The organism is Stieleria maiorica (assembly GCF_008035925.1).
GTDB classification, from domain to species: domain Bacteria; phylum Planctomycetota; class Planctomycetia; order Pirellulales; family Pirellulaceae; genus Stieleria; species Stieleria maiorica.
This window is the reverse complement of sequence record NZ_CP036264.1, coordinates 7,563,201-7,576,769: the sequence shown is the minus strand read 5'-3', so window position 1 is coordinate 7,576,769 and position 13,569 is coordinate 7,563,201. Positions and strand designations below refer to the sequence as shown.

Sequence of the window (13,569 nt, the reverse complement as noted above, 5' to 3'; positions counted from 1 at the left end):
GCCCCCCGGGTCGGGCGGAAACCCGCCGATGGATGCAAACGGGCACCGCACATTTGCTGGCCCCATCACGCACGCCCTTCGTCGGTCCTTTCGGTTCCTCCATGGCCCAGCCTTCCCAAAACGCCGAACACGTTCTGCAGCCCCATCGCCGGATTCTGGAATTGGATTCCCTGCGGGCGCTCGCGGCGATCAACTTGCTGCTGTTCCATTTCACGCACGTGTACAGCGTGAAATTCGGCTACACGTCGCCGCTGGGTTTCGAATGGCCCTACGGAGCGTACGGCGTCGAACTGTTCTTTATCCTGTCCGGTTTCGTCAACAGCATGTCGCTGCTGCGGCGTGGGAAACCGGTGGACTTCGTCGCCGCACGGCTGATCCGAATCCTGCCGATCTTTCTGATGGTGATCGTCGCCAACGTGTGGATCATGAGCTTCGCGCCGCTCGATCAGATCGGCATCACCACGGCACAATTTGCGGCCAATCTGACGTTGCTGCCGCGGATCTTTGGCCAGGAGTGTCTGGACCCGGTGATGTGGACGTTGCAAGTCGAGATGATGTTCTACTTCACCTTGGTCGCGCTGTACCGGTCCGGCGGACTGCGACGCTACTTCCTGGGTTGGGGACCGCTGCTGGTTCTGTCGTACTTCGTCTGTCCGGCGCTGGATGCGGCCGAAGCCACGGCGGCGGGCAGCTGGTGGTTTTCGATCGCGACGGCCGTGCGTCGCTTGATGCTGCTGGATTTTGTCCCTCTGTTTGCGATGGGATTCCTGCTGTACATGATCAAGACAAAGACGGGACGCATGTGGCAGAACGTGTTGGGCATCGCGCTGGCCGCGTTCGTTTTTCACAGCATCGATCATGGCAAACACAATCCGGCAGCGACGGCGTTGATCCTGGGACTGGTGACCGCCTGCGCATACGGCAAAGTGCCGCTGCTGCGGTTCCGCCCGCTACTGTTCGTCAGCACGATTTCCTACGCGTTGTACCTGTGCCACAACAACTTGGGATGCGTGTTGATCCACCGTCTGGACCACAGCGGCTATCCGCCGGTGGTGTGTTTCGGTTTGGCCGTCGTATTCGCGTTTTGCCTGGCCACACTGGTCACCACCCGCATCGAAGGCCCGATCACGACGTGGTTGCGAACCCGCTGGGAACGCTACCGCCGCGGCGAAGAGACCAGCGCAGCGGTGGCCACGCAGTAACGAAGTACGACGGCCCTTCCGGGCGGTCGCTCCTCGCTGCGAAGCAGCGACGGGCTGAGTACGACGGCCCTTCCGGGCGGTCGCTCCTCGCTGCGAAGCAGCGACTGAAAATCGCCTCAAGGCTAAACACCAACATCACTGCTCGTCCAATGCGGCGGCGAGCTGTTCGTAGGTCCGGCCGGCATCCATTTTGTTGCCGCGGTTGTCCAATGCGATCTGGTACAGGTGCTGGCCGCAGGTGGTCGGGTAGTCCCCGGTCACGCAGGCTCGGCACAGGTGTTCCGCCGGCAGATCGATGGCCCGCGCCAACGCTTCGACCGGCAGGTACCGCAGCGAGTCGGCCCCCAAGTCGTCGGCGAGACGTTGTTGGGCTTCGTCGGACAATTCGCCATCGACGCCGAAATACTTGGGGCCGATCAATTGATCGATCGTGCTCATGTCGATCCCGTAAAAACACGGCGCGACGATGGGCGGGCAAGCCACGCGGACGTGGATTTCTTTGGCGCCGCCGACTTCGCGAATCCGGTCCAACAGCACGTTCATCGTGGTGCTGCGGACGATCGAATCTTCCACCAGGATGACGCGTTTGCCTTCCATCACTTCCCGCAGCGGCGTGTACTTCGTCGCGGCTTTCACCTTCCGCGCCCGACCGCCTTCGATGAAGGTTCGACCGGCGTATCGGTTTCGGATCAAACCTTCGCGACACGGGATGGACAACTTGTACGCCATCGCATCGGCGGCGGCTTTGCTGGTGTCGGGGACCGGGACGATGATCGTGTCGGGATCATCCAGCGGGACGCGGCCCAGCTCGCGTTCGCCGCGAGCCAGTTCTTCGCCCAGCCGCGTTCGGCTCAGATAAACGCTGCGGTCATCCAACGTGCTGGCGACGTTGGCGAAATAGATCCATTCGAAAAAGCAGTGGGCCGGATCTTTGGTTTCGGCAAACTGCTCGATTCGGAATCCGGTCTCGGGATTGACGATCACCGCATGGCCGGGCGCCAGCGATTTGATCTGATCGGTTTCAAAGCCCAGGTTCAACAGCGCGACGCTTTCGCTGGCCGCGGCGAACAAGGGGCCTTCCTGGACATAACACATCGGTTTGATGCCCAGCGGATCGCGTGCGACGATCATCTCACCTTCGGCCGTCAACAACGCCAACGAGTACGCCCCGTCGAAATCGCCGGCGACCTGACGCAACACATCGATCCATTCGATCCGCTCGGTCGAATGGCTGAGCACCCGTCCGATCTCGTGCAAGATGATCTCGGTGTCGGTGTCCAGCGTCAGATGATGATCGCCGTCGGCCAACAGGCGTTCTTTAAGGAGTCCGTAATTGGCCAGTTGACCGTTGAAACAGAAACTGAACCACTTGCGTTTATGAATGTGATCTCGTTCGAACGGCTGGGCGTAACTGCGATCATCTTGGCCGCAGGTGGCATAGCGGACGTGCCCGATCGCCGCACGCCCGGCCAAACCTCGCATCAACGACTCGCACTTGGCGCGGTGATTCAGCCGAAACACTTCGGTGACGGTCCCGACGTCTTTCCGCGTGTGCAGCAAACGGGGCCGATCCGGGTCGTAGGTCGACATCCCGGCGGCCAACTGGCCCCGATTTTGGATGTCCAGCAACATCCGCGGCAGCAGGCGAGAGATCTGGCGCGGCCCCTCGTCGGTGCACATCGGGCTGCGTCCGCGGCCGGAAAGGTGGTAAATCGCCGCGACACCGCATTCGTGATGCAACTCGCTCATGCCGGGGTTTGCTCGTCAAACGTTCTGGGGGAGGGGGCGTTGGGATCGAAACGACGGAGGTGTCGATCACTGAAAGTCGGACTCTATTGTCCAAATGCAGACCGATTTGTCGAACCGCCCTGCCGCGGGGAGGATCCGATTTTGAAAAATTTGACCTGCTTTGCCCGATCACCCGCCTTTTGCCGGATAGGCGATCGCGCGGTCGCAAGTTATTGTGTTCAACGCCCGTCGCCAGCGACAGCTCGCAGGCGTGATTTTTCGCGTCCCCCCTCGTGTTTTCTTCTCTCTCCTTTCCGCTTGTTGCCGTTGTGTCTGAATCGGATTCCAGCCGTCTCCGCCACAGCGTGATCGAGGGAGCCCGTTGCGTCGTCGTCAAAGTCGGCACGCGAGTCCTGACCGACGCCCAAGGCAAGTTGGACCGCGGGCGAATCGAGTCGCTGGCGGCCGGTTTGTGTCAAATCGCCGAGACGGGGCGTCAGACCGTGATGGTCAGCAGCGGCGCCGTCGGGGCGGGGATGGGCAAACTGGGCCTGGACCAACGCCCGACCGATCTGTCAACGCTGCAAGCGGTCGCCGCGGTGGGCCAAGCCGATCTGATCCAGGCCTATGAACGAGCCCTGGCAGTCCGCGGCCGGCACGCCGCACAAGTCCTGCTGACCCGCAACGACCTCCGCCGCCGCGACGGATACCTGCACGTGCGAAACGCACTGGCCAGTATTCACGCACTCGGGGCGGTCGCGATCGTCAACGAAAACGACTCGGTCGCCGTCGCGGAATTGATGACGACCTTCGGCGACAACGACCGACTTGCCGCCCAAGTCGCCGGGCTGTTGGACCAAGCCCTGCTGGTCATCCTGTCCGACGTCGATGGCCTTTATGACGGCCCCCCCGAGGCCCCGGACAGCAAACGCATCGATCTGGTCAAATCGCTCGACGGCGACATCCTGGGGCTCGCCCAGGACCACCGCAGCACGCTCAGCAAAGGCGGCATGTCCAGCAAATTGTCCGCCGCACAATTGGCCACGTCACATGGACACTCGGTGATCATCGGCCCCGGACGCGAAGACGCCGTGCTGGAAAAAATCCTCCGCGGCGATCCCGTCGGCACCCTGTTCCTGCCCACCGAACGCACCCTGCGCGGGCGGCGGCGCTGGATCAGCGGCTCGGCCGAGGTCGAAGGCGAATTGATCGTCGATGCCGGGGCGGCGCGGGCGCTGCGGGAAAACGGGCGCAGCCTGCTGGCGATCGGCATCCAAGCCGTCCAAGGCAAGTTCGATGCCGGGGCGGTGGTGGCGATCAAGGACCCGAATGGCAACGAAGTCGCTCGGGGACTGTGCAATTATCCGTCCAAGGAAGTCGACCGGATCAAGGGCAAGATCAGCGAGATGATCACCGGCATCTTGGGGCATCGGCCGTACGATTCCGTCGTCCATCGCGACAACATGACGCTGTGTGGCTGAAGGAGATGCCGCGAAGGTTTGGCTCAGCGGTGGGTTTGCTCGCGCCGGCACGAACCGGCTGCTGACAAGTGATCATCAGCTCTTTGGCGCGAGCCTACGGGCTCTAATCTTTCCGTGAAGCGGATTCCGGGGCGGTCGTCCGTAGGACTCCCCGCGACGACCTAGAAAGGACGTCGTACATCGCCCCGGACGACCTAGAAAGGACGTCGTACATCGCCCCGGACGATCTGGAATGGACGTCGTCCATCGATCCGGTAACAACGGCTGCAACTTCCCGCTTGGTTTGACAGACCCAACCCTTGCCGGCGAATGATTCCGCCGCGCCATCCCTGCCGCCAGGTGCCGCCATGTCCCGTTTGACCCGAAACACGCTGTTTTCTCCGCTGTTGATCCTGCTGGGCATGATCGCCCTGTCCGCCACCCCGCTCCGGGCCGATTCGTCCGGCTATCAACAAACGCTCAAAAGCACCGCGTGGGTGATCACCAGCAACGCCGAAAACGAAACCTCCGCCGGGACCGGCGTCTACGTCGATGCCGACAAAAAGCTGCTGTTGACCAACGCCCACGTGATCGGCGAAAGCCGCAAGGCCGTGGTGTTTTTCCCGACCCAATCGGGCGGCAAACTGGCCGTTCGCCGAAAGTTCTACCTCGACAACATCCTAAAACTGGGCATCCAAGGCGACGTCGTCGCGGTCGACCGCAAACGCGATCTGGCTCTGATCCAGTTGCCCCGCGTGCCGGCCGGGATCGAGGCGATCGCGATGGCCGACGACAGCACCACGCCGGGGGCCAAAGTCGCTCTGGTGGGCAACCCCGGTGACAGCGCGATCCTGTGGGTCTACACCGCCGGCACCGTCCGATCGGTGTACCAAAAGAAATTCAAATCCACCCACGGCGAACACGACTTCATGGCCCTAGAAACGCAAAGCCCGATCAAGCCGGGCGACAGCGGCGGCCCGATCGTCGACGAAGCCGGCAAGCTGGTCGGATTGGCTCAGTCGTTTTCTCCGCAAAGCCCCTTGGTCAGCTTCTGCGTCGACATCACCGAGATCCGTCAAATGCTGAACAGCCCCTGGAAGAGCGCCCCGCTGCCGGCCAAGGTCCTGCTGGACGAAGCCGGGATCGAGTACAGCCGACATTCCAGCGGCCATTACCAGATCGATCGCACCGTCGGCTCAAATACCCAAGCCGTGTTCGTGGCCAAGAACACCGAGTACCACGGCCGGGCCGACATCCGCCGCATCTGGTCGACGGTCCAGACGACCGATCAAGCTCCCGACGAAACGCTGTTGATGCGACTTGTGCGTCAGAACGCAGCGACGAAACTGGGCGCCTGGGCGGTCGAAAAAACCGCCTCCGGCTACGTCGTGTTCTACGTCGCCAAACTGGACGCCACCGCCAGCGACGAAACCTTCGAGAGCACCATCGACTACGTCGCCCGTCTGGCCGCCGCGATGCAGCAAGACCTCAAACCGAAACCCAACCAAGAAACCGCCCAAGCGACCCTGCAAGCCTGGTTGTCGGAGTGAGGGGGTCAAGTTGGGAGTTGGGAGTTGGGAGGTGGGAGGTGGGAGGTGGGAGGTGGGAGGTGGGAGGTGGGAGGTGGGAGTTGAGAGGTTTGCGGTGAGCTCCTAGAGACTGACGCAATGTCCGCCGGTTTCCCAGGGCTTGATGATTCAATCAGCCGTATAACGCAAGCCCAATGCCACCTACTTTCGAACACAAACTGAGCCGCAGGCGCTAGCCTCGGGCCTTACAACTCTCGAAGAACAATCCAAGGCCCGCGGCTAGCGCCGTCGGCTCATGGAGTAGGTGGCATCGGGCGCTAGCCTACGGGCTCTGGTGCAGCTTCCTGGTGTTCGAGGCCCGAACCGCGATATCAGAGGATTCATGACGCTTTGAACCACTCGATGCAATCGTTGCGGAAACGCACGTAGCCGACAGCGATGGTCAGCAAACAAAAGATTGCGATCGAGAGCGGATGGGCGCCCGCGTCCAACAAACGCGGGGTATCCAGAAAGGGACCGCCGGACAACCAAGCGAGCGCCAGGTAGCTGCCGTTGGCCAACAGACAGAAGTCGGCCACCAACCACGCGGGCCGACGGCGAATTAGGACAGCCAGCCCAACTGGAATCAGCACGCCCAAAATCGGCCCGCACCACAAGGTGACCCGCGGATGTGGATCCGGGGCGTGCACGCTGTAGGGCATCCGCCACGGCGCCAAGTCCACGTCGACAAGCTTGGCACCCACGACCCAGCCGCCGATGACATGTCCCAGTTCATGGGTGAACGTCATCACGACCCACGACAGGACCAACAGCGCGACGAATACGGCAATGCGACGACCGAGCGATCGCTGCGATGCGGGATCAGCCAACAGTTACTTGCCGTACTTGTCGATCAACATCGCTAGAAACCGCTCGGCGCGATCATGCACGTCACTGGTTGTCGAGACAACCAAGACATGGTCGATCGCCATTGCGGTGGACGGACCGCCGAGCGTTTCCCAGGTGTCGGGAACGACGGTCGCGGTCAGGACTTTGATCACATCGTTCGACTTGGCAGCCAGGTTGGCCGGCAGCACGTACATTTCGACGATCAAATTGTCTTCCGCCGCCTCGACGGTCGTGATTTGCATCACTTCGTCCTTGATCAAGTACGTCAATTCCAGATCGCGAAGCATCAATCGCAACGCCGACCGCAGCGAGACGTTCGTCAGTGCGATCGAGGTTCCCGCGTTGGCATCGAGGCCGATTTCTTCGAGCGCCCGGTGATCGATGACGATCGGGATGTCATGTTGAGCGGAGAGCGTTTGCATGGCTTCGGCAAGCGGCGTTTCGATGAACTGGATCGTGGTCTGGTCATCCAGAGCCGCGTTGATTCGCTGCTCGGCCGCATTGTGCATCACCAGCTTTGGCGTCCTCGGCTTGCGGCCTTCGGCGAGCACCTTCTTGGCTTGCTGAACCACAGCGTTGTGAGGGTCTTGGGTCGGCGCCGCTTGCTGCGGCTTAGCCGGTCGCCGCACCGGCTGGGGCGCGAACGGATCGGCCGGCGCCCCTGGAGACGGACCAAACGGGTCGGTGGTCTGTGACCACGCGATCGGACCGGACAGGACAATGAACAACGCCGCCAACGTCGCCGGAAAAACATGCATTCAAGCACCTGGAATTGGAGAGGAGAAACAGGAGGGGGTGATCAACCCCAGAGGGGATCCTCCCACGATGACAACCGCATTGCAAGTGTTTTTTCCCCGGTCGGTCGACTGACGCTCTTTCTTCATCGGAACGCGGCAAGACGTTGATTGAATCGGCGAAAGTCTTGATAGGTTGTTGATTTGTCCGACTCCACGCTCTTGATGCCAGCCCGACGCGTAAGCGAGGGGCGCCTCGTGGCCCCTCGCTTACGCGTCGGGCTGGCATGATCGGATCGACGTTCGAACCTCGACTCGACCAACAAGCCGTCTACGACTTCCGCTACGATAGCATTGTCGCGGATCGTCCGGCCGGCGGTTCCTCCGAAGCGGGCCTCGGCCACCTACTCTATGAGCCGACGGCGCTAGCCGCGGGCCTTGGATTGCCCCTGTGCTGCCAAACGAGAGTCCCATTACGTGAGCCACGACGTTCTGCTGCGAGCCGTCGACCTGACCCGCCGAATCGCCGGGCGGACGCTGTTGGATCATGTGGGATTGGAGTTGATCGCCGGGATGCGACTCGGGTTGGTCGGACCGACCGGCAGCGGAAAGTCGTTGCTGTTGCGAAGTTTGGCATTGTTGGAACCGATCGATTCGGGGCAGTTGTTCTGGCGGACCGAGTCGGTCTCGAGCGATCGAGCCACGCGTTACCGCAGCCAAGTCATCTACGTCCATCAGCGGGCTGCCGGATTCGAAGGGACGGTAGAATCGATCTTGCGGCAACCGCTGCAGCTGAAAATCCATCGCGGCCGCTCCTTCGATCGCGACTGGATCATCGACCAACTGGCAACGGTCTCGCGTGATGCGACGTTCTTGGACCAGCCCCACGAGCAACTCTCCGGCGGCGAATCGCAGATCGTCGCTCTGCTGCGCGCGATCCAATTGTCACCCTGCATTCTGTTGCTGGACGAACCCACATCGGCGCTCGATCGACAATCGGCCCGCCACGTCGAATCGATCGTGATGCGTTGGTACGAGGAAAAGCCGGACGGGCGGGCATTCATCTGGGTATCGCACGATCCCAGTCAAGCCGATCGCGTTTGTGATTCGCTGATCACGATGGATGCCGGCCAAATCCAACGCTTGCAACACCCCACTTCGTGAAGCAACACAACAAATGGCGCCCTACATCGAACTGACAAACCTGCAAGTCGCACTGGCTGGGCTGTTGATCGTCATCAACGGAGTCGTCTCGGTCGTGCTGGGACTGCGATTGGAAAAGACGCTGGCGATCGCGAGTGTCCGCACCGTCGTCCAACTTGCCTTGGTCGGTGCCGTCTTGTCATGGGTCTTCCGCGTCGATCGCTGGTACGTGGTGATCGCGATCGCCGCGGTGATGACGCTGGTCGCCGGATTATCCGCCGCCGATCGCAGCAAACGCAAGTTCCCCGGCATCCGCCTGATCGCCGTCACGTCGGTTTGGGCTTGCGCTTGGATGCTGACCGGTTACGTATTGTTATTCGTCTTTCGTGATTTGCCCAAGTGGTACGAACCCCAATACGCGATCCCACTGTTGGGCATGGTACTCGGCAATACGCTGAACGGGATTTCGGTCGGCCTGAGCACGCTGACTGAAACACTGGTTCGCTCGCGAGGGCAAGTGGAAACGTTGATCGCGCTGGGGGCGACGCGTTGGGAAGCGGCGGGGGAACCGATCCGGGAAGCGGTGCGGACGGGGATGATCCCGATTGTCAATTCGATGATGGTCGTCGGCGTGGTCAGTTTGCCGGGGATGATGACCGGCCAAGTGATCTCGGGCATGGATCCGGCCCAGGCGGTCCGCTACCAGATCGTGATCATGTTTTTGATCGCCGGCGCGACGGCTCTGGGGACCGTCTCGGTCGTGTTGTTGTCGGTCCGGCGGCTTTTCGACGCCAACCATCGGTTCAAGTTCGAGATCATTCGAAACGCAGATGCCAAATGACTGACTCTGCCAGCAATCCGAGTTTTGAAACGACGCGGTGGAGCGTGGTCATTTCCACCGGAAAGGACGATTCCCGATCAGCGCGGGATGCAATGGAGTTGCTCTGTCAACGATACTGGTTCCCATTGTTCGCCTTCATTCGACGTCGAGGCTATGACGAACCCGATGCGGAGGACTTGGTGCAGGCGTTTTTCGCACGCGTCGTGGAAAAAAACGTCTTTACCATTGCCGATCGTAGCCGCGGGCGATTTCGAACGTTCTTGTTGTCGTCGCTGGAAAACTTTTTGGCCAACGAAAAAGCGAAGGCGAACGCACTGCGCCGTGGCGGCGGTAAAAGCATCATCAGCTTAGATCGAAAGGACGCCCATGGGAAACCGATGAATGTGATCGCTACCGACAGCTTGCCTCAGGACGAGTTCAACCGCCAATGGGCGATCACCGTTCTCAACGAGGTCTTGGACTCCGTCCGGCAGCGATACCAGCGAGAGGGAAACGCGGCGTTGTTCGACGCCCTGTCCCCCTACTTATCAATCGCAGGCGATCGCAAGCCGTATGCCCAGGTCGCCGATTCGTTGGGGATGTCCCCGTCTCACGTCAAAGTCGCCGTGCACCGATTGCGTAGGCGGTATCGCAAGCAATTGGAAATCGAGATCGCGTCGACGGTTGAATCGCCTGAACAAATCGAGGACGAGATCCGGCAATTGTTCCAGGCACTGGGAGGCTGAACGCGCTCGCGAGATGTTTTTTCCATTTTTCTTGTAACCCCCGGGATTCTTTCCGTTACCCCATCCTTGTTACCACGATTCGTACCGGAAAGCCCCATGAATTTGCCCGACCGATGCCCGCACTGTAACACCCCGCTTGCCCCGACGACCGGCCAACCGATGTGCCCGGTTTGCTTGTTGCGCGGCGTGTTGCAGCGGTCCGATTCGCAGCGAGACGATCCGTTTCTGACCGAAACACGTTCGGTTTCGGGTGATCGAAGCTTTGACTCGATGCGATCGATCGGCGCGAGCACGGCGCTCGCGGATCTGCAGCCGGGCACCCCATTCGGGGATTACCGGATCGTGCGTCGGCTCGGCCATGGCGGGATGGGCGTTGTGTATGAAGCAGAACAAATGACGACCTCTCGGCGGGTCGCGCTGAAGGTCTTGGCCCAATCGCTCGATCAGGGTGAAGCCCGGGCCAGGTTTATGCGTGAAGGCCGCCTGGCCGCTGCGATCAATCATCCCAACAGCGTGTATGTCTATGGCACGGAAGAAATCGATGGTGTGCCGACGATCTCGATGGAATTGGTCGATGGAGGAACGCTTGCCCAGCGTGTCAAGCAGGCCGGTCCGATGTCGATCCGCGATGCCGTCGACGCGGTGATTCAAATCGTCGATGGCCTGGAAGCCGCCGACGAGCGCGGCGTTCTGCACCGTGACGTCAAGCCCTCCAACTGCTTCATCACGTCCGACGGCGCGGTCAAGATCGGCGATTTTGGTTTGTCCATTTCGACCGCGGGTGACCATCTCAAGACGATGTCGGAGGTGACGATCGAAGGGACGTTCTTGGGAACACCGGCCTTTGCGTCACCGGAACAGCTTCGCGGCGAACCGCTCGATCGACGCAGCGACATCTATTCTGTCGGCGTCACGTTGTTCTATTTGCTGACCGGTAAGGTCCCCTTCGACGCCGACAACATGATCCACTTGTTGGCGACGGTGCTCGACAAATCCGCTCCCGCCGCGGCGACGTTTCGCAGCGACATCCCCGATGAATTGGATGCGGTGATCCAGCGGTGCTTGCAGAAACCCGCCGGCCAGCGGTTCGACAGCTACGAATCGCTTCGTCAAGCACTCCGTCCGTTCAGTTCCCGCTCTCCCGTCGCTGCTTCATTGGGCGATCGCACGTTGGCCGGAATCGTCGACACCGCGATCTGTTGGGTCGTTCTGCTACCGATCAGCTTTTTCAGTCAGTATCGCGGCGACTTGTCCACCGACTTTGGGGCGACACGCAGTCTGGGAACGATCCTGTTGCAATGGGCGGCGGTCGCTGCGACGATCGCCTATTTTGCGATTGCCGAATGGAAATACGGTTACACGATCGGCAAAAAGGTCCTCGGTCTTCGTGTCACCAGCGGCGACAACCGCCCCACATTGTCACAAACCATCGGTCGAGCGTTTCTGTATCTCGGCGTCCCCGTGATCCCGTCGACCGTTTTTAATTTGGCCAACCTGACACGGGACTCCACCGACTTCTATTTCGGGCCTTCCGTCATCTTGGCAATGATGGTCGGCTGGTCCTACTTCGCTCTGAAGTTCGGCTTGTTCGTGACGGCGCGAGCGAATAACGGTTATGCCGCGATTCATGACCAGATCACTTCGACGCGTGTCTTGGAGTTCGCCGCCGATTCGCCTCGGCGACTCACCGAGCTAGAAAATGACGCGTTCGATTCTGAATCGGATTCGGAAAAGGTTGGCCCCTACATTCGGCTGCGAACGCTGTTCGAGTGGGACGGCGAACAGCTGGTGCTCGGCTACGATGCCAAACTATTGCGTCGAGTTTGGTTGCATCTGCAACCGATCGGCACGCCAATGGTCCCGTTAGAGAAGCGGGATTCGACGAGCCGTGAGACACTTCGTTGGCTCGGTGGGCGACGAACCGAGGCGGAGTGCTGGGATTGCTATGAAGCTCCGCCCGGACGTCCCTTGATCAAACGGCTGACTTCAATCAGCGGGTCAAGCGCGATCCGGCTGATGCGACGCCTGGTCGATTTGTCAGTCAAGTCGGGCGAAAACGATTCTGGTAGCGAAAAGGACTTGAATCGCCACCGGCTGGAACGATGGTGGGCCACCGACCTGGATGATCTTAAATGGTTGCCGTTTGATATCGTCGATGACCACGCGGACGATGGTCCCGCAGACGGAGACGAATCAACAGCAGATCCACCATCGAAAAACCCATCGCTTTCACTGGTCCGCCGCGCTGCGTCTTGTGTGTTGCAGGAAGAACGCACACCGACGGTTCAATGTCAATCGTGGTCGCTCGAACAACGTGATGCGATGATCCAAGTCTCAGTAGCGCAAAGTCCTGCCGAAGCGACGCAGATCCTCCACGGCGTGGACACCGATCGAGCGATCAAATTGCGGGCTCGCGTTCTTGCCATGGTGGCCGTCTCACTCAGCATTCCCCTGCTGACCGTGGTGTTCGGACTGTTCGCAGCGTTTCTGTACGAGATTCAGAAACAGCGGTATCCGGAAGTCGATCAACTTCACGAAGTCGTCCAGGTCCTGAGACGTGAGGAGGAATTATTGACCGCCGAGCGTGTCGATCGCCTGGTGGCGGTACAGCGTTATGTCGCGGGAAACTTTAAACATGTGTTCGAAGACAAAGATATGATGAATTCGATCTACGCCACGGTGCAGCTCACGATCGCGGACCGAATTGCACTGCGGCAGGCGATCGATGCCCAACAGCCCACGGCAGAGGAACTGCGTGTCGCAACCGAGCGGTATGACGGCTTGCGGCAAGACTGGATCGAGAACCCGGGGAATCGGGTCGAAATTCAATTTTCGTTTTGGACGCCACTTGGGCCGGCCTACACGTGGCTGGAATTCATCTGGCTGCCGAGTCTATTGACCGGTTTGCTATTTCGCGGCGGATTGTTGATGCGGCTGTTCGGTCTGGTGCTGGTCAACCGTCGTGGGAAGCGGGCGTCAGGGCTACGCGTTTTCATTCGCATGTTGATCGGCGGGCTTCCCGTGCTGGTGATCGTCGTCTACGGCACACCGCTGGTGATCAGCAAAGAATACGGGGGCTATTGGAGTCAATCGTTTCTGCTGTCCGCTGTTGTCGCTGGTCTTTGTCTGGTCGCCGTAACGATGGTCGTTGTCCCGTTTGTTCGCGGAAACCAATGCTTCAGCGATCGTTTTTCAGGAACCTACTTGATGGTCAGATAGGCCGGGCCAACCGGTACAATGCGTCGTCATCCTGCCAGCCGACCGACGTTACACACATCCTGTTCACCAACGAAATGCCGTCCATCGATCCCGATAGATT

At 60.3% G+C, this 13,569-nt stretch carries 10 protein-coding genes; 7 read left to right on the top strand and 3 right to left on the bottom strand.

Annotated elements, in window-relative coordinates; all coding sequences use genetic code 11:
* The first annotated feature begins 101 nt into the window (after positions 1-101).
* Positions 102-1,202, top strand: a complete 1,101-nt coding sequence (locus Mal15_RS25715) for an acyltransferase family protein (RefSeq protein ID WP_233903029.1) — start codon at positions 102-104, stop codon at positions 1,200-1,202.
* Between the two features lie 135 nt (positions 1,203-1,337).
* On the opposite strand, the gene Mal15_RS25710 is transcribed toward Mal15_RS25715, so the two are convergent.
* A complete protein-coding gene (locus tag Mal15_RS25710) occupies positions 1,338-2,951 on the bottom strand; it encodes an amidophosphoribosyltransferase (protein ID WP_147870367.1) in 1,614 nt (537 codons plus the stop codon).
* A 308-nt stretch (positions 2,952-3,259) separates the two neighbouring features.
* Here Mal15_RS25710 and proB point away from each other — a divergent pair, with 308 nt between their 5' ends.
* Entirely contained in the window at positions 3,260-4,411 is a 1,152-nt protein-coding gene (gene proB / locus Mal15_RS25705; RefSeq protein ID WP_147870366.1) for a glutamate 5-kinase, read from the top strand.
* Between the two features lie 347 nt (positions 4,412-4,758).
* Positions 4,759-5,940, top strand: coding sequence for a S1 family peptidase (locus tag Mal15_RS25700; RefSeq protein ID WP_147870365.1), 1,182 nt, complete (start codon positions 4,759-4,761; stop codon positions 5,938-5,940).
* 359 nt (positions 5,941-6,299) lie between these two features.
* Here Mal15_RS25700 and Mal15_RS25695 read toward each other — a convergent pair whose 3' ends face one another.
* Positions 6,300-6,707 carry a hypothetical protein gene (locus Mal15_RS25695; protein ID WP_147872524.1) on the bottom strand — a complete coding sequence of 136 codons (408 nt, stop codon included), beginning with the start codon at positions 6,705-6,707 and terminating at the stop codon, positions 6,300-6,302.
* An 84-nt stretch (positions 6,708-6,791) separates the two neighbouring features.
* Positions 6,792-7,565, bottom strand: a complete 774-nt coding sequence (locus Mal15_RS25690; protein ID WP_147870364.1) for a hypothetical protein — start codon at positions 7,563-7,565, stop codon at positions 6,792-6,794.
* Positions 7,566-8,018: 453 nt separating this feature from the next.
* Here Mal15_RS25690 and Mal15_RS25685 point away from each other — a divergent pair, with 453 nt between their 5' ends.
* From Mal15_RS25685 to Mal15_RS25670, 4 genes are all read left to right on the top strand, one after another.
* The gene (locus Mal15_RS25685; protein WP_147870363.1) at positions 8,019-8,705 is read left to right on the top strand and encodes an ABC transporter ATP-binding protein; all 687 of its coding nucleotides are present in this window, start codon (positions 8,019-8,021) and stop codon (positions 8,703-8,705) included.
* A gap of 13 nt (positions 8,706-8,718) precedes the next feature.
* Complete coding sequence (locus Mal15_RS25680; RefSeq protein WP_147870362.1) at positions 8,719-9,525, top strand: ABC transporter permease; 807 nt, start codon at positions 8,719-8,721, stop codon at positions 9,523-9,525.
* Positions 9,522-10,250: an RNA polymerase sigma factor gene (locus Mal15_RS25675; protein ID WP_147870361.1), complete on the top strand. Its 729-nt coding sequence runs from the start codon at positions 9,522-9,524 to the stop codon at positions 10,248-10,250. The genes Mal15_RS25680 and Mal15_RS25675 overlap by 4 nt, the downstream gene beginning before the upstream one ends.
* 96 nt (positions 10,251-10,346) lie before the next feature.
* On the top strand, positions 10,347-13,469 hold the full coding sequence (locus tag Mal15_RS25670) for a protein kinase domain-containing protein (protein ID WP_147870360.1): 3,123 nt from the start codon (positions 10,347-10,349) through the stop codon (positions 13,467-13,469).
* The last annotated feature ends 100 nt before the right edge of the window (positions 13,470-13,569 follow it).